The sequence below is a fragment of the Bacteroidota bacterium genome, assembly GCA_016194975.1.
Classification (GTDB): domain Bacteria; phylum Bacteroidota; class Bacteroidia; order Palsa-965; family Palsa-965.
This window is the reverse complement of record JACQAM010000007.1, coordinates 337,424-354,326: the sequence shown is the minus strand read 5'-3', so window position 1 is coordinate 354,326 and position 16,903 is coordinate 337,424. Positions and strand designations below refer to the sequence as shown.

Annotated in this window: 13 protein-coding genes; 3 read left to right on the top strand and 10 right to left on the bottom strand. The window is 42.0% G+C overall.

Annotated features, from left to right (window positions below; all coding sequences use genetic code 11):
* The first annotated feature begins 9 nt into the window (after positions 1-9).
* Entirely contained in the window at positions 10-2,553 is a 2,544-nt protein-coding gene (locus tag HY064_06060) for a WG repeat-containing protein (protein ID MBI3510208.1), read from the top strand.
* 156 nt (positions 2,554-2,709) lie between these two features.
* On the opposite strand, the gene HY064_06055 is transcribed toward HY064_06060, so the two are convergent.
* The 8 genes from HY064_06055 to HY064_06020 all read right to left on the bottom strand — a co-directional run bounded on the left by HY064_06055 (position 2,710) and on the right by HY064_06020 (position 11,943).
* Entirely contained in the window at positions 2,710-3,006 is a 297-nt protein-coding gene (locus tag HY064_06055) for a type II toxin-antitoxin system RelE/ParE family toxin (GenBank protein MBI3510207.1), read from the bottom strand.
* The gene (locus HY064_06050; GenBank protein ID MBI3510206.1) at positions 2,991-3,218 is read right to left on the bottom strand and encodes a hypothetical protein; all 228 of its coding nucleotides are present in this window, start codon (positions 3,216-3,218) and stop codon (positions 2,991-2,993) included. The genes HY064_06055 and HY064_06050 overlap by 16 nt, the downstream gene beginning before the upstream one ends.
* Before the next feature lie 31 nt (positions 3,219-3,249).
* Positions 3,250-5,028 (bottom strand): acyl-CoA dehydrogenase family protein, encoded by a 1,779-nt coding sequence (locus tag HY064_06045; GenBank protein MBI3510205.1) that lies wholly within the window; start codon positions 5,026-5,028, stop codon positions 3,250-3,252.
* Positions 5,029-5,095: 67 nt separating this feature from the next.
* Positions 5,096-6,274 carry an acetyl-CoA C-acyltransferase gene (locus HY064_06040; GenBank protein ID MBI3510204.1) on the bottom strand — a complete coding sequence of 393 codons (1,179 nt, stop codon included), beginning with the start codon at positions 6,272-6,274 and terminating at the stop codon, positions 5,096-5,098.
* On the bottom strand, positions 6,271-7,407 hold the full coding sequence (locus HY064_06035) for a DUF1016 family protein (GenBank protein MBI3510203.1): 1,137 nt from the start codon (positions 7,405-7,407) through the stop codon (positions 6,271-6,273). Before HY064_06035 ends, HY064_06040 begins: the two co-directional genes overlap by 4 nt.
* Before the next feature lie 6 nt (positions 7,408-7,413).
* On the bottom strand, positions 7,414-9,816 hold the full coding sequence (locus HY064_06030; protein MBI3510202.1) for a 3-hydroxyacyl-CoA dehydrogenase/enoyl-CoA hydratase family protein: 2,403 nt from the start codon (positions 9,814-9,816) through the stop codon (positions 7,414-7,416).
* A gap of 142 nt (positions 9,817-9,958) precedes the next feature.
* Positions 9,959-10,390 carry a winged helix-turn-helix transcriptional regulator gene (locus HY064_06025; GenBank protein ID MBI3510201.1) on the bottom strand — a complete coding sequence of 144 codons (432 nt, stop codon included), beginning with the start codon at positions 10,388-10,390 and terminating at the stop codon, positions 9,959-9,961.
* A gap of 98 nt (positions 10,391-10,488) precedes the next feature.
* Positions 10,489-11,943 (bottom strand): M20/M25/M40 family metallo-hydrolase, encoded by a 1,455-nt coding sequence (locus tag HY064_06020; GenBank protein MBI3510200.1) that lies wholly within the window; start codon positions 11,941-11,943, stop codon positions 10,489-10,491.
* A 115-nt stretch (positions 11,944-12,058) separates the two neighbouring features.
* Between HY064_06020 and HY064_06015 the strand changes: the two genes are divergently transcribed.
* Positions 12,059-12,460, top strand: coding sequence for a hypothetical protein (locus HY064_06015; protein ID MBI3510199.1), 402 nt, complete (start codon positions 12,059-12,061; stop codon positions 12,458-12,460).
* A 38-nt stretch (positions 12,461-12,498) separates the two neighbouring features.
* On the opposite strand, the gene HY064_06010 is transcribed toward HY064_06015, so the two are convergent.
* Both HY064_06010 and HY064_06005 read right to left on the bottom strand, forming a co-directional pair.
* Positions 12,499-14,781 carry an MMPL family transporter gene (locus HY064_06010; protein MBI3510198.1) on the bottom strand — a complete coding sequence of 761 codons (2,283 nt, stop codon included), beginning with the start codon at positions 14,779-14,781 and terminating at the stop codon, positions 12,499-12,501.
* A 137-nt stretch (positions 14,782-14,918) separates the two neighbouring features.
* Positions 14,919-15,113 carry a cold shock domain-containing protein gene (locus HY064_06005; protein MBI3510197.1) on the bottom strand — a complete coding sequence of 65 codons (195 nt, stop codon included), beginning with the start codon at positions 15,111-15,113 and terminating at the stop codon, positions 14,919-14,921.
* Between the two features lie 170 nt (positions 15,114-15,283).
* Here HY064_06005 and HY064_06000 point away from each other — a divergent pair, with 170 nt between their 5' ends.
* A complete protein-coding gene (locus HY064_06000; GenBank protein ID MBI3510196.1) occupies positions 15,284-16,897 on the top strand; it encodes a DUF2029 domain-containing protein in 1,614 nt (537 codons plus the stop codon).
* Positions 16,898-16,903: the final 6 nt, after the last annotated feature.

Below are 16,903 nucleotides of genomic sequence, written 5' to 3'. Positions count from 1 at the left end.
TTTTGCCCGATGAGATCCGTCACTTTCTTTTTCTTTTCTTTTTTTATTATAGATGGTTTTTCCCAGCGATTACCGGATGTGATTCCGTACAGGATTGGAAATTTGTGGGGAGGTGTGGATAGCACGAAAAAAATAATTGTTCCGGTAAAGTATGAATCCGTTTATGTGTGTGATGATTCTGCAGCGTTGGTCATCGTGCAGAAAAACAAAAAGCAAGGCGCGTACAATTTCAAAGGGAAATTGACCGTTCCGCTCATTTACGATGAAATTGAATGTGATAAAGGATGGAAATATTTATTCGTTCGCAAGAATGGGAAATATGGTTTTCTTGATCTTAAAGGAAAAATAATTGTTCCCACTATTTACGATCAGATCGATTGGGATCCTTCGCTGGACTCGGTTAACGTGAGAAGAAATTATTTGTGGGGGCTTCTTAAAGTATCGACCGGAAAAGAAATCATTCCCTGTGCAACAAGGCAGGAGCCGGATGAAATGTTTGGATATTATGAATTCATCAGGAAAAATAAGCATGGCCTGAGAACGAGGGCAGGAAGGGTGATCATTCCCGCAGCGTATCAGTATTTTAATTTTGATGATTACCCGGTGATCTACGCCTCCAGGCAAAAGGAAATTTTTCCTTGCGCTGTTTACGATACGTCAGGAAAACTAATTGTAAAAAAACTTAAGACTGGCCAGTTGGAAGATTACACAGATTCATTGGCATTAGTGGAAGTAAAAGAAGGGTACGAGCTTGTATCTGTTTCCGGCAAAATTTTGCTGAAAGAAAATTATAAAGGCAACTATGTCGACATGAGTTATTGGGGGAGTAAATACTTTCTGATCGCTGATCAATCAGGATTGCAGGGTGTGATCAACATTCACAAGAAGGAAATAGTAAAACCGGCGTATGGCGGCATCAGTTTTTATTTCCTGAAATGGGGAACTGTGTTTTTTGTTTCAGATACATCCGGTAAAAAAAATTGGATCATTGACTCACTGGGAAAAACAATTCTTACTCTCGATTCCGGAATTTATTCCTATGAATTGTATGACCACTTTTTCATTGTGAGAAATAAAGATAAAGTAAGGGTGGGAGTAATGGATTACAAAGGAAAAATGATTATTCCATTTGACTACGAGGATATTCATTATGACGGAAGTGAAAATATTTTCATGTATCGCGAGTGGAATAAGTGGGGACTCATGGATGTTACAGGAAAAAAAATAACCGATGCGAAATATTATTCCATTAGTCAATTTCAGAATGGTAATGCATTTGTTCAGACCAAAACAACTCCGCATAATGATAATCTTATTGATAAAACCGGGAATTTAATTTTACCGGCAAATAAGTATGATTCATTATTGACTTATTATGAATATTACGAAGTCAATTTGCATGGAAATTACTTTCACCCGGAAAACTGGAGTTACAAGCCCGTCATTTATTGCATGAGTCATTCCGGGGAAGGACTACTTTCCCCGTCAGGAAAAATCATTATCCCGGATACATTCAGCGCCATCGTACCTTATGAAAAAAAGCTTTACAAAGTTTATCTCCGGAATAAAACTGTTTACAGCGACATAAATGGAACACATGAAATCAGTCCGTATGCGGTGTATGATTCTACCGGGAATCGTTTATCGGATTTTTATGACGAGATAATTTTCGATGCGGTGAATCCGGATAAGGTAGTTTCATTGATAAAAAACGGAAAACTTGGTTATGCAAATGAGCAATTCAAATGGATCATTCCCGCGGAATATTATTCCGGGGCAGTCATTTATCACGAGAAGCGACATGGCGGAAGAGTAAAGTACGAATCCAGACACTACATCCTGGAATACGACTACTATGAATATTATATGCAGCAAACGAAAGATGGTTTGCTGGATGTATACACTGAATCGGGAACGAAGCGTGAAGGTTTATCGGGAAAAGCCAGTCATCTCCAAAGTATTGACGATAAAAAACTGCTCTATATTTTTTCAGGTACAACTTCTTTTTATGAAATAAACAGCAATAAAAAAATGTCAGGCGTAAATTCGTGGGATGGAATTATGGACAGCACTGGAAAAATTATTATTCCACAAGTGTATCGCAATTTTGTAATCGGCGCTCCCGAGCCGGGTTACATAGGAGCAACAGATACGCTTGGGCATTCCCGCTATTTTGATTTTACGGGGAAAGAACTCCACACATTTTCGGATTCTGTCAGTGTTTACGGAACGCATACGCCCGGAGTGTTTATCATGCAGAAAGGAAAAAAATATGGATTGGTTTCTTCTGAAGATGGACATGTGATCGTTCCGGCCATTTACGATCATCTTTACCAACCCAACAAAAACAGATATTTTATTTTTTCCATCGACAAGAAATGGGGGATCATGAATGCGAAAGGAAATATTATTGTGAAGGATCTTGATGGTATCTCGGAAGATTATTTTGTGCCGGGTTTATTCCGGGTTTATGGAAAATATGATGAAGTCAAAAAAGAAGCAGAATATTTAGGGAATATGGATATTCACGGAACGAAATATTGGGAAGAATGAAAGGGTCGATTCTATTTTATTTTTTTTGGTAAAGGATTTCCTCTGCCATCGTAATTTGTCATCCTGTAATTTGTAATTCTACCAGCAATATTTATTTTCCTCCAGCATCTTATTCGCAATTCTTCTCCGCGCTTCTTTCACGTTGAACTGCGAATTCTAACGCATCTTTTGCGATGAAGGATTTCTTCTGCCGTCAAAAATCGCCAGCACGATGAGTTCTTTACTTGTTATTTTGTAAAACAAAAGGAATTTATCGACGATGACAATTCTTACATCCGTCATTGAAGCTTCTTTACCTAATCGATTGTTTTCACGGATAAGGTTGAACGCCTCAACAATTTCACCGATCAATTTGGTACTGTAAACATTGCTTTGATTGTGCTGATCCAAGTATTCAAGTATTTTCCGCAGCTCCTTTCTGAATTTGTTCGACCAGACTATTTTTTCAGCCATTTCTCAAACTCTTTTTGAAAATCCTCATCGGAAATACATTCGCCCTTTTCATATTCTGCCTGTGCCTCGTTAACGGCATTGATCTCTTCGGCAGACATCTGATACACTTCATTGCAATTATCAAGAATTCTGTACACCACTCTCAGAATTTCCTCGTCTTTCGTTTCAGCTATTTTGCTGAATAAAACTTTTTTCAGATTATTAATCGACATCTTTTTGTGTTTATAAAATAAAGATAAGAAATCACCAGCAATATTTATTCTCTTCTAAAATCTTTCCCGCAATTCTTCTCCGTGCTTCTTTCGTGTTGAACGGATCTACTTTTGTAAATCTTCTCAATCCCATCAGCATCATTCTTTGTTCATCTCCTTCTGCAAAACTATTGATCGCATCTTTTCCTGATTTTGCAATTCGGTCTGCTGCATCGTAGATCGCGCAACGCATCATGTCGGTCTGGATCGCGCACGCATCTGCACCGCGCATACCCACGAGCTTCTCCACGCGCAACTGCACAGACTCGCACGCGTAAAGATCAATGAGCATATCGGCAATGTCCATGAGCACTTCCTGTTCTTTCGCGAGCTGCATCATTAATTTCTGCACAGCCGCTCCTGCAACAAGCAGAATTCCTTTTTTGAATCCGGCAATGGCGCGTTTTTCTGCGGCGAACAAAGAATCGTCAGTCGTTCCGAAATCGGGAATCGACATTAATTCTCCTGCAACTTTTGTTGCCGGCCCCATCAGATCAAGTTCTCCTTTCATCGCGCGTTTTAAAAGCATATCGACAATGAGCATTCGATTAATTTCATTTGTTCCTTCGAAAATTCTGTTGATGCGCGCATCACGATAGGCACGATCCATTGGAGCTTCCGCAGAATATCCCATTCCTCCATAGATCTGCACACCTTCGTCCACCACAAAATCCAAAACTTCGGAACCATGAACTTTTAAAATGGCTGCTTCTGCTGCAAATTGTTCTACGCCTTTCAATTTTGCTTTTTCATATTCCATTCCGCCGGCGTGCAACGTTTTAATCGCATCGTCAATATTCTGTGTTGCGCGATACAAAGCAGATTCCATTGAGAAAACCTGTATCGCCATTTCACCGAGTTTGTGTTTGATGGCGCCGTATTTTGCAATAGGCCTTCCGAATTGCTGACGTTCATTGGAATATTTTGCAGCGGAAGTAATGGTTCCTTTCGATCCGCCCAATGCAGCCGCGGCTAATTTTATTCTTCCCACGTTGAGGATATTCACGGCGATCTTGAAACCATTCTGCCGCTCCGACAAAAGATTTTCCACCGGAACTTTACAATCGTTGAAAAAAACCTGGCGCGTAGAACTTCCTTTGATCCCCATTTTATGTTCTTCCGGTTGTAATTCAATTCCGCCAAAATTTTTCTCTATGATGAATGCGCTGAGATTTTCATCGTTATCGATCTTTGCGAATACAATGAAAATATCGGCGAAACCGGAATTCGTAATCCACATTTTCTGCCCGTTGATCACATAATTTTTTCCATCGGCAGAAAGTATAGCATGCGTCTTTCCTGAATTTGCATCGGAACCTGAACCCGGTTCGGTAAGGCAATAACACGCTTTCCATTCTCCGCTCACGAGTTTCGGCAGGTATTTTTTCTTCTGTTCTGCATTTCCATAATAAAGAATGGGCAATGTTCCGATACCGGTGTGCGCGGAAATTGCAACGGCGAAAGAATGTCCGGCACCCACCACTTCTGTTGTGAGCATGGACGTTTTAAAATCTTTTCCGAATCCGCCGTATTCTTCCGGAACAGAAATTCCGAGTAAACCGAGTTGCGCCGCTTTGTCGAGAAGCGATTGCATCAAACCCGGTTCCTGCGCATCGATGCGATCGAGATTGGGAAAAATTTCCTGTGCGAGAAAATCTTTACACGATTGCGCCATCATTAAATTTTCTTCGTCCCATTCTTCGGGAATGAAAATGTCTGCGGCGGCTGTTTCTTTGATCAGGAATTCTCCTCCTTTTAGTGCGGTGCTCATAGTTGCTTATGTTACTTGGTTGCTAATGTTTTATTTGTTGTCAGACTGAGCCTGTCGAAGGCTGACGTTAATTTATTAATTCAAATATCCCCGCCGCACCTTGTCCTGTTCCTACGCACATGGTTACCATTCCGAATTTCTTTTTTCTCGCTCTCAATTCGTCGAATATCTGGACCGAAAGTTTTGCTCCAGAGCAGCCGAGCGGATGACCTAACGCAATTGCTCCGCCATTCACATTCAGAATTTCAGGATTTATTTTCAATTCTCGTTGAACAGCGATTGATTGCGATGCGAATGCTTCGTTGAGTTCGATGAGATCGATTTGATCCAGCTTCATATTCGCTTTTGCCAATGCTTTCGGAATTGCAGCGATGGGGCCAATTCCCATAATGCGCGGGGGCACACCAGCAGGCGCGTAACTCACGAGGCGAGCGATGGGTTTTACATTTAATTCTTTCAGCATTTTTTCGCTGACCACAATTACAAACGCAGCGCCATCGGAAGTCTGCGAAGAATTTCCTGCAGTAACACTTCCTCCATCGGCAAAAACCGGTTTCAGTTTAGCGAGCGCATTCATGCTCGTGTCTGCGCGCGGGCCTTCATCGGTGTCGACAATGATTTCTTTCGTCTGTCTTTTATTGTTTTCATCAAGAAAAACTTCCGTCACTTTCACAGGAGCAATTCCATTTTTGAATTTTCCATTCTGAATTGCAGCGATCGCTTTCTGGTGAGAGTTGTAGGAAAATTTATCCTGGTCTTCGCGCGAAACTTTGTATTCATTTGCAACCGCTTCCGCAGTGAGTCCCATTCCCCAATACCAATCGGGATGATTCGCCGCAATATCTGCATTGGGAATAACCCGCCATCCGCCCATCGGGATCAAACTCATCGATTCCACACCGCCTGCAATGATCACATCGGCAAGTCCCGCGTGAATTTTTGCAGATGCTGTTGCAATGGTTTCCAATCCTGAGGCGCAATAACGATTGATAGTAACTCCCGGAACTTTATCAGTGTCAAGTGCAAGAAGAGAGATCAATCTTCCCACGTTCAATCCCTGTTCTGCTTCCGGCATCGCATTTCCTACAATGACATCGTCAATTTTTTCTTTGTCAAGATTAGGAACCTGCGCAACGACTTGCCTGATGACTTGCGCGGCGAGATCATCGGGACGAAGAAAACGGAAAGCGCCGCGATTTGCTTTTCCTACTGCTGACCGGAGTCCGGCGATTATGTAAGCATTCATAAAAATTTATTTTTGTGACGGCTTTCTTCCAATTGGAAAAGCTCGTGCAGTTTCTTTTTCAATAATTTCTTATCGATCAGTTTGGTCTTGTATTTGGAGATCAACGTTGGTGACAGGCTCCTGCTCAAAGCGTATTCTACAACCTCATTATCTTTTTGTTTGCAGAGCAGCACGCCTACACTCGGATTTTCATGTTTTTTCTTCGCCTCGCGGTCAAGCGCTTCGAGATAGAAATTCATTTTTCCCAGGTATTCCGGTTTGAACTCATCAATTTTCAATTCGAATGCCACAAGGCAGCATAATTCGCGGTGATAAAAAAGAAGGTCGATGAAAAAATCTTTGCCACCTACTTTTAATTTGTACTCTTCTCCGACAAATGAAAAATCCTTTCCCAGTTCAAGAAGAAGTTTTTTGATGTTCTGAACCAATCCGTTTTTCAGATCAAGCTCGGAATGTGTAGCGGGTAAATTCAGAAACTCAAATACGTACGTGTCTTTAAATACCTGCGAGACATCCCGCTTGAGTTTCTTGATAACCGGAGTTAGTTTTTTCTTTGAAAGCATTACGCGTTCATAGTATCCGCTGTCTATCTGTCTTTCGAGTTCGCGTGAACTATAGCCCTCTTTAACTGTAAGGAAAAGATAAAAGACCTGTTCTTCGCGCGATGTTGTTTTTGATAAAATGAGACGATGATTGGTCCAGTTGATCTGAGCGAGAATGGAATCTTTTATATTGGAAAGCGAAGAGATATCGATTTGTGACCGCACTGCGGACACTTTTCCCTTGCCACGCAATTGTGACCGCACTGCGGACACAATTACAGGAATGGTTGTACTGTTATCTGATGGATCGGCCCAACCAGAACTATATGCCTCGTAAAATTGTTTCATTCTGTAGAGCCCCCGGCGGTCAAAACCTTTCAGATCCGGACTTTTCTTCCCCAGAAATTCAGCAAGGTTGTCCACTATATTCATTCCCCACTCTTCATTTTCTACTTTTCTGCTGATGTATTCTCCTACCTGCCAGAACAGATTAATAAGTTCGGCGTTCACATTTTTATAGGCGCTCTGCCTCGCCTGTTGCGCAAGTTCTAGTATCTCGTTGAATTGTTTTGTGAATTTACTGATTGCCATACTAAATCAATTTCTGAGAATTTTTCCCCCGTTAAGAATGGATTGCATTCTCTCTAATGTTTTTTTCTCCGAACACAATGATAAAAAAGCTTCACGTTCGAGATCCAATAAATACTGTTCACTCACTTGTGTAGGTTGAGAAAGATCTCCCCCGCATAAAACATAAGCGAGTTTTTTCGAGATGAGTGTATCGTGAGCAGAAATATAGTTGCCGCTTTCCATGGAATTCGCACCCACGTATGCAAGCCCGAGTGCGGATTTGCCAAGCACACGTATATCGTGACGCGGAACAGGTTTGGTGTAACCTTCATCAGCGAGACGCAACGCCTCCATTTTTGCTTCGGCAAGAAGACGGTTGTGTGATAATACAACCCTGTCTTTTCCATAGCGGAGGTAACCGAGATCGAACGCTTCATAAGCGGAAGTAGAAACTTTCGCCTGTCCAATTGTGAGAAACCGATTCCGGAATGCATTCAATTCCACATCGCCATCGTGCAATTCATCGGAAAGCCGTGCTGCGAATTCTTTTGTTCCTCCGCCACCGGGAATCACACCGACACCGAATTCAACCAATCCCATATAAGTTTCTGCATGAGCAACCACTGCGTCTGCGTGAAGACAAATTTCCGTTCCGCCGCCGAGGCAAAGATTGTGCGGAGCAGCGACAACCGGAACAGAAGAGTAACGCACGCGTGATGTTGCTGCCTGGAAAGCGCGCACTGCAAAATCCAGTTCATCCCATTCCTGTTCGATCGCGAACATAAAAACCATTCCGAGATTTGCGCCCGCAGAAAAATTCGCACCTTCATTGGAGATGACGAGTCCGCGGAAATCTTTTTCCGCTTTTTCTATAGCTGTATTTATTCCCTGCAACACTTCTCCGCCGAGCGTATTCATCTTGGTGTGAAATTCAAGATTCAGAATTCCGTCACCGATATCGGTCAGTGTTGTTCCGGAATTTTTCCAGACCGTTTTGTTATCGCGGATATTATCGAGGAGAATGAATGCTTCGGTTCCGGGAATTATTGTATAGGACTTCGAAGGAATGTCGTAGAATAATTTTTTTCCATTCTCAGTTTTGTAAAACGAATTTGCGCCGGCTGCCAGCATTTCATAGATCCATTTCGAGGGTTTCAGATTTGCAGCTTCCATCGCTTTCACACTTTCAGCAACACCAAGCGCGTCCCACGCCTCGAACGGCCCGAGTTCCCAGCCGAATCCCGCATTCATGCCCTGGTCAATTTTGTAAAGTTCATTGGTGATTTCCGGAATACGATTGGAAACATATTGGAACAAACCAAAAAATGAGGCGCGATAAAATTCTCCGGCTTTATCTTTTCCGGCAATGAGAATTTTCATCCGTTCACGAAGATTCTCAATAGGTTTTGTTGCTTCGAGTGTTGCAAATTTCGTTTTCACCTGCGCACGATATTCCATCGTTTTCAGATCGAGCGCAAGAATTTCTGTCTTGCCGTCTTTTTTTGTCTTCTTGTAAAATCCCTGCCCGGTTTTATCGCCGTACCATTTGTTCTCTCCGAGTTTCGCAACGTAAGCGGGAAGTTTGAAAAGTTCTTTTGCTTCGTCATCCGGTAAATTCTGATCGAGTCCATTCGCTACGTGAATGAGTGTATCCAGCCCAACTACATCACACGTCCTGAACGTTGCAGATTTCGGACGGCCAAGAACAGGCCCGGTAAGTTTGTCCACTTCCTCAACGGTCAAATTCATTTTCTCCACGAGGTGAAACAGCGCCATAATCCCGAAAACACCAATGCGATTCGCAATGAAAGCTGGTGTGTCTTTGCAAAGCACCGTAGTTTTTCCGAGATACAATTCTCCGTAGTTCATCAGGAAACTGATCACATCTGAATTGGTATCGGGGCCGGGAATTATTTCCAGCAGGCGCAAATATCTCGGCGGATTGAAAAAATGCGTACCGCAGAAATTTTTTCTGAAATCTTCGGAACGCCCTTGTGTAAGAAGATGAACGGGAATTCCTGAGGTGTTCGTTGTAATTAAAGTTCCCGGCTTGCGGAATTTTTCCACTTTTTCAAAAACCTGTTGTTTGATGTCGAGTCGTTCTACAACTGCTTCAATCACCCAATCGCAATTCGAAATATTTTTCAGATCGTCGTCGAAATTTCCGGTAGTGATTCTCGAAACAAAAGATTTCCGGTAAATAGGGGAGGGATTACTTTTTAAAACAGATTGCAGCGCATCATTTACAATTCTGTTGCGCACATCTTTGTCATTGAGCGACTTCTTTTTCGCTGTCTCTGCCGCCGTGAGTTCTTTCGGAACAATATCGAGCAGCAGAACATCGAGGCCGATATTCGCAAAATGACAGGCGATGCGCGATCCCATTACGCCGGAACCGAGGACTGCTACTTTATTTATTTTTCTGTTCATAGACTAAAATTAATATGCGGGTACGAAATACGAACTAGTGCGAAAATGCGGAGTGCGAACTTGCGAATGCCGAATTGCTGATTTCGAATTTCGAACTCTGCATTTCCGCACCGCCAGCGGCGGGTTTTGCATTTCGTTCCCATTATTTACGTTTTTCCGCTATTGAATTTATTTTTTCGATCACTTCGTTGAATATTTTCAGTTTTGATGTCCCTATTTTTTTTTCAACCTCTTCATTAAATGCTTTCACAACTTTTTTAGAAATCTCACGTTTCTGTTTTCCTTTATTCGTGAGCTGGATCATTACTTTTCTTGCATCTGATTTATTTTTTTTCCGGGCAATAAGTCCGCGTTGTTCCATCTGGTGTAACGTGCGCACAAGACTCGTGGCTTCCATTCCAAGAGCGGGGCCGATACTGGTAGAAGGAATTCCTTCCTCGTTGTCGATGTGAAGCAGGATGAACCCAATGGTAGTAGTAAGGTCGTGTTGAGTACCGATCGTATTGTACATCCTGGAAATGGAATGCCAGGATTGTTTTACCCGGGAGCAGTACGTTTCTTTTTTTGGCGGCATGGCGACAGGGGTATTACTTTGATTTATTATGCATGCATAAAGTTATAAATTTTCCGGAACGGGCAAACGGGTCGAAGGAATGATTTTCAGCAGGTATTTCAATCGAAATTCAGGATGAGCCGCCTGTAGAAACGGATCGAGTTTTTGTAAGCTTCGGTGCTGATGCGTTCGTTATTTCCGTGAATACGGTCGAGATCTTCAGTGGTGAACTGTACGGGAAGAAACCGGTACACATTTTTGCAGATGCGGTAGTAATGACGCGCATCACTGGCGCCTACCATGAGTGCGGGAGTGGTGAGTGATCCGGGAAAGATCTGCAGAATGGTTTTTTCGAGAGTGACGAATGAATTATTGTCGGAAGGAGAAACCGGTGAAGGGTCTTCCGAAAATCCCCGTTGTTCAATTTTAATTCTCGGGTCGTTTATTATTTCCACCACATATTTTTTCACACTCTCCACCGTTTCGCCTGGAAGGATCCTGAAATTAATTACAGCGCTTGCCGAATCAGGAAGCACATTATCCTTCACACCGGCATTGAAAATAGTGGGAGCCGTTGTGGTGCGCACGGTGGCATTCCCGGAATTTGATTTTTCATATTTGGAAATGATCATGCTTTTGAAAAGCCATCGGTTGGCAAATGCCATTTTTGTGAAGAAAGGCATTTCTGGTCCTACGTCATCAAGAAAAAGATTCACCGGTTCGCAGAAATGCGCGGGAAAAGGATGATCCTGTAATTTAGAAATTGCTGAAGAAAGAATTCCGATGGAAGTTTCTTTTCCCGGCATCGAAGAATGCCCGCCATTGAAATTCACAGAAAGTTCAAGCGACAAATATCCTTTTTCCCCAACGCCGATCAGCGCAACAGGTTTATCAATATTTGGAACAATATTTTTCGTGAGCACCATTCCTTCGTCCACGAGCATTTCTGCTTTAATATTTTTCTTCTGCAGAAAATCCGCGATCTGAACGGCGCCTTTGTTGCCACCTACTTCTTCATCGAAACCGAAAGCGATCAGGATCGTTCTCTTCGGGTGAAAATTTTCTTTCAAAAGCATTTCCACCGATTCTAGAATTCCCAATGCACTTCCTTTGTCATCGAGTGAACCGCGCCCGTAGAGAAATCCGTCTTTGATCGTTCCGCTGAACGGAGGACACGTCCATTTTTTTTCATCACCGATCGGAACAACATCAAGATGAGCGGTGAGCAATAACGGTTGTAGGGAAGCATCACTTCCCTGCCACGTGTACAGAATTCCAAACGTGTTGATCATGTCTTTGTGCAGCAAGGAATCGCAGAGCGGAAAAGTTTCAAAAAGAAATTCTTCGAAGCGGGAAAGGTTCTCCGTGTCTGCACTCGTTAGCGCGCCCGCATGCGAAATGGTAGAAAGCTGAACGGCGTCTGAAAGATGAGTGAGTACGTAATCGGGAATGAAAACCTGTGCGGGAGATTTTTCCGGTGGAAGTTGTTTCGAAGTGAAAAGAAATGTGCGTGTGAGAACAACCGCAGCTAAAACGAGAATGACAAGGCCGGTGTATTTGAAAAATCTTTTCAAGAATTGAAAATAATTGGATGAATTAAAGGTAATAAAATGCGGGAATGAAAATTTTAACTTTTCGCATTAACATCGCCGGTTCAAATTTGACTAAATTTGCTCTCATTCCATTCACATGAAAAAAATCTTCAGAGTATTTTCCGCATTCATTCTTTTTCTTTCTGCATTTTCCTCCTGCAAGAAAGCCGGAACGGATGGAGCTACAACGGTTGTTGTTTTTGCAAAACACCATGGCAACACAATCAAGAATCATGTAACTTATCCTGATTCTGTTTTCATTAAGTTCAATGCAACAGATCTTCCCAGCGATCCGACTCATAATTATGACGCGTTGTATGTGGGCGAAGTGGGCGAAGATCATACTCACTGTATTAATTTACACACCGGCAAATATTATTTCTATGTTACCGGAATGGACAGCAGCGGACCTTACCGTGTTGTTGGCGGAATGGCAATCAAAATAAAATATGGCGACCGAAAAAAAGAGATCGATCAGGATATTGCAGTGACGGAATAAAAAATTTCATCTTCCATTGCTGAAAACGGAAATTCGCTTTAATTTTTTTTTGAATTTTTGAATTTTTTATCCCTCACTAACCAAACTACCAGCAGCGGAAATAAAAGCAGATCGGTCAATACTGCAATGAGTAAAGTGATGCTCACAAGTGTTCCGAAAAAGAAAGTGCTTTCAAAAGCAGAAAAAATAAGTGTCATGAATCCGGCGGAGAGAATAAGTGAGGTAACGACCACTGCTTTTCCAGTGGAGAGATACGTTCTCTTCAGCGCATAAAAAACGGTTCTTCCTTTCGAGCGCTCTAATTTTAATCGCCCTAGAAAATGTACGGTGTCGTCAGTCGCAATTCCGAAAGCGATGGAGAAAATAATTGAGGTTGAAGATTTAAGATCGATGCCGAGGAATCCCATCAATCCTCCAATGAAAACGATCGGAAGAAAATTCGGGATGATGGCAATGAGCCCCATTTTCCAGGAACGATGAATGACGCCGATGATGAGCCCGACGACGAAGACAGAAAAAAATAATCCCTGGAGCATATTCGTAACGAGGTAAACATTGTTTTTGTCGAGCATCACTGCCGCGCCTGTGTGTTTTATCTGAATGCAATTCATTTCCGGCGTTTGCATGAATGCATTGAGCTGCGCATCTTTTGCACGGATTATTTTACTTCCCACATCGTGCATCTTTCCGGAGATCCTTCCTTTTTTCAGATCGCGCGTTACAAAAAGTTTTACTTCTTTTCTTCGTAGAAATTTCGCCGTGTCGGCAACAAAACCGGCGAGTACAGAATCATCAGGCAGTTTAAAATAAAGCGGATTTCCCTGGTTGAAACTTTTATTTGCTTCTTTAATTATTGTCGCCGGAGAAAGAATGAATCCCACATAATAATTTTTCTTCAGCCATTTCTCCAATGAATCGATGGCATGAAGTTCCTTCGATCCGAAAAGATTTCCTTTGGGATCAGAAGGATTTACCACGAGTTCAAACGGACGCACACCGGAAAAATTATTTTCGAAATAAATAAAATCCTGGCGCAACACATCGTGCCGCGTTAATCCTTCAATGAGATAATTATTCAGTTCGATCCTCGTCACACCGAAAACACTTGCAAGCGTCAATAGAACAGTTCCGATCACGATCATTTTTCTTTTCCGGAATATCCAGGCAAGTAACCGATGAAGATTTTTTCTCCAGAAGTGAGATGACTTTTGCTCAAGACGAAGGTTCGGATGACGGATAACATTCAGTACAACCGGCATAATGGTGAAAGCGAGAATGAAAGAAATAAAAACGCCGATGGAAGTGAACAATCCGAAATCACGGATCGGAACAATGTGAGAATTAAGCAGTGTGAGAAATCCGAGGCCGGTGGTGATGAGTGTGATGAAAGTTGCGAAGCCAACATCTTTTATTGTTTTGATGAGCGCATCGAATCTTGAAATACCTTTTACTTCGCGCAGTTCTTCCAGGTATTTTGTAACGATGTGAACGACGTCCGACATGCCCACCACGAACATCATCGTTGGCAAAAGAACGGTCATGATGTCGAGCGGTTTCCCGCACGCGGTCATGAGCGCGAGTGTCCAGATGATGGAAATGATCACGATGAGGATCGGCACCCATATTCCCCAGAAGGAACGGAAGGAAATAAAAAGAAAAAGAACGACAAGAAAAAATGACGCGCAGAAAAAAACAACGAACTCGCGCTTCAGCCGGTCGAGATAAACTTTCTGCCCGTTCAGTTTGCTCGCAAAATGCACCGTATCGAAATACCCTGCAGCAATGAGTTTATTCATCTTCGCGAGCAGGACATCTGAATGTTCTTTGGAGATACCGTTCGTCGTGCTGATGTAAATACTTATTGCTTTTCCGTTCGTTGCGAAAAAAGAACCGATCAGTTCTTCACACTTGTAAATATTTTCAGAATCAGTTTTGAATTTTTCCGGTTCACCGAGATGAATGTAAGGCTCCTTGCCGGTGGAACCCGAAAGATATTCCATGTCGGATGGCGACTGCACGGACGTAATGTCTTTGCAATTGCGCAGCGAATCGGTGAGCGTTTGTACACGCTCGAGAAAATCCTCATTGAAAATTCCCTTTTTATTTTCGAGCGCAAGAAGAACGAATTCATTATCGTAACCGAAAGTTTTCCTGAAATCATGATACACATCGATGTCGGGATCATCAACCGGGAAAAAACTTTCGAACTCGTAATCGAATCTTGTTTTTCTTAATTCGTAAATGGAAAGCACGGTGATGCCGGTCACCAGCACCATGGCGATCCAGCTTACAAGACGGAAATGTTTACGTATAAATTCCATGTACCGTACGAACTACGAAAGTAATTTTTCTATTCGTCCCTTCGTACTTCGTGAATTTCGTAGTTCGTACGGTACAAGTCCGTACCCACAAAAAAAGCCACTCTCTCGAGCAGCTTTTCTTTTTGCGATCAGATCCATCAAATCTTTTTGACATTAATGGCGTTCTGTCCTTTACGGCCTTCAGCGACATCGAATGAAACTTTGTCACCTGTGTTCACCGGTTGATCAACGAGTCCCGTAATGTGAACGAAGATCTCCGTTCCGGATTCGTCATCTTTAATGAACCCATAACCCTTGGTCGCATTAAAGAATTTAATTGTTCCTGTTTTCATGCAAAGAACTTGTAATTGTGATTAATTGATTGAATTAACATGCAATATACGCGAATTTCCGAATTTTACAATGGGGGTATATTTCCTTACTTTTTGTCAATGAAAAATGTCCTTTTGCTTTTGTCTATTTTCGTTGAATAGTCCATGAGAGAAACGCATCAAAACGGGAGATGAAAGCCATCAATTACAGGCAAATTACAATCGGAATCATCCTGCTTTCAGGGATTTTATTTGCGTTGAACGCTTATCGCAAACCTGTTTCTGATTTTGGAAATTATTATTACGGAGGAAAATTTCTTCGCGAAGGAAAATTCTCAATCAACATTTATGATGCCTGGAGCTTCAACGGGATGATCTCTCTCGAAGGAGAAAAAGGTTCCTTTGAGAATTTCACGCCTGTTCCGCCGGTCACTGCGATCTTTTGTGTTCCGCTTTCTTTCATTGATGTGAAAAATTCAAAACTCCTTTTCAATCTCGCCGGGCTTTTTCTTTTTCTTTTTGTTCTCAACGCATCTATAGTGCGCACGAAAATAAATTCCGTTCACTTGCTGATCTTTCCGTTATTGCTTTTTCTGCCAATGAAAAGCAATATTGACTCGGGGCAACTTTATTTTTTTCTTTTTGCATTGATCGCCGGAGGAATTCTGCTGATGGAAAAAAGGAAGAGATGGGCAAGCGCTGTTTGTTTTGCACTCGCTATTCACCTCAAATTATTTCCGGCAGTTTTGTTAGTGATGCTTTGGTGCAATAAAGAATACAGGATCTTTTCGGCAACATTCATTTTCATTTTTATTATACAGGGAATTTCTATGATCTTCATTCCGTTTTCAGTGATGAAAGATTATTTTACGGTAATCGTTCCCCGGCTGATGAATAACGAGATCAATGATCCGTTTGCGACAACTTACCAGTCGATGAATGTTTTTCTCCGGCAGGTATTCGTACACGACCAGTTGCTGAACCCACGGAATATTTTTCAATCCGTATTTCTTTATCGTTTGCTGAATTCACTTTTCATATTTTTCTGTTTGTGGGTTGGGATTTCATTTTCATTCACGAGAGAACGTTCAGTAAAAGCAAAATTCGCTATATGGATATTTATCATGCTCCTCATTGTTGGTTATGGTTCTGTTTATGGAATGATTTTGTTTGCGATCGTTATGCTCGCGCTCTTCGCTGGAGAAAATAATATTGGAAAAGAAAAATTATCGTTAATGTTCGTTGTTGCTTTGCTTGCCTGCGGGATCCCGGTTTCTTATTTTTTCCAACTGAATGTGTTTTTACGTTTTCCGCGTTTATTGTTTCTGCTACTACTTTTTGCGCTAATTATTTTTGAAATGAAACCCCAATTCAAATGGAAATATCTTGTTCCGGCATTCGTTCTTGCATTTTTACCTTTTCTCCTGAATGGAAAACAAGACGACAAAAGTGTTTATTTGCTGGATCATGAATCGGCCATGCTTACCGGTTATTATGTTGACTTCGGAGATACGCTGCGGCTTTCCTGTTACGATCGCAACGGTTTTGAAACAAAAGATGTGAATTGCGGGGGATACGCGGAAGGGAGTGAAGATCTTTCCTGCGATGGACATTCGATCCGCGAGAATGGAGAATTACTTTTTTCAACTACTGCTAATATCAGGGTACCTTGTTTCATGGATGATTCGCTGATCATATTTTTATCCGACAAGGACAGGGGATTGGGTATGTATGCGCTGAGAAAGTTCAATGTAAAAGAAAAAAGGATCGAGATCGATCATCATAGATATACAGGGAACCGATGAGGAAGA

What these genes read in the sequence shown, in the direction of transcription:
- HY064_06060 (MBI3510208.1), top strand. Translation starts at nt 10, where the DNA reads ATGAGATCCGTCACTTTCTTTTTCTTTTCTTTTTTTATTATAGATGGT.
- HY064_06055 (MBI3510207.1), bottom strand. Translation starts at nt 3,006, where the DNA reads ATGGCTGAAAAAATAGTCTGGTCGAACAAATTCAGAAAGGAGCTGCGG.
- HY064_06050 (MBI3510206.1), bottom strand. Translation starts at nt 3,218, where the DNA reads ATGTCGATTAATAATCTGAAAAAAGTTTTATTCAGCAAAATAGCTGAA.
- HY064_06045 (MBI3510205.1), bottom strand. Translation starts at nt 5,028, where the DNA reads ATGAGCACCGCACTAAAAGGAGGAGAATTCCTGATCAAAGAAACAGCC.
- HY064_06040 (MBI3510204.1), bottom strand. Translation starts at nt 6,274, where the DNA reads ATGAATGCTTACATAATCGCCGGACTCCGGTCAGCAGTAGGAAAAGCA.
- HY064_06035 (MBI3510203.1), bottom strand. Translation starts at nt 7,407, where the DNA reads ATGGCAATCAGTAAATTCACAAAACAATTCAACGAGATACTAGAACTT.
- HY064_06030 (MBI3510202.1), bottom strand. Translation starts at nt 9,816, where the DNA reads ATGAACAGAAAAATAAATAAAGTAGCAGTCCTCGGTTCCGGCGTAATG.
- HY064_06025 (MBI3510201.1), bottom strand. Translation starts at nt 10,390, where the DNA reads ATGCCGCCAAAAAAAGAAACGTACTGCTCCCGGGTAAAACAATCCTGG.
- HY064_06015 (MBI3510199.1), top strand. Translation starts at nt 12,059, where the DNA reads ATGAAAAAAATCTTCAGAGTATTTTCCGCATTCATTCTTTTTCTTTCT.
- HY064_06010 (MBI3510198.1), bottom strand. Translation starts at nt 14,781, where the DNA reads ATGGAATTTATACGTAAACATTTCCGTCTTGTAAGCTGGATCGCCATG.
- HY064_06005 (MBI3510197.1), bottom strand. Translation starts at nt 15,113, where the DNA reads ATGAAAACAGGAACAATTAAATTCTTTAATGCGACCAAGGGTTATGGG.
- HY064_06000 (MBI3510196.1), top strand. Translation starts at nt 15,284, where the DNA reads ATGAAAGCCATCAATTACAGGCAAATTACAATCGGAATCATCCTGCTT.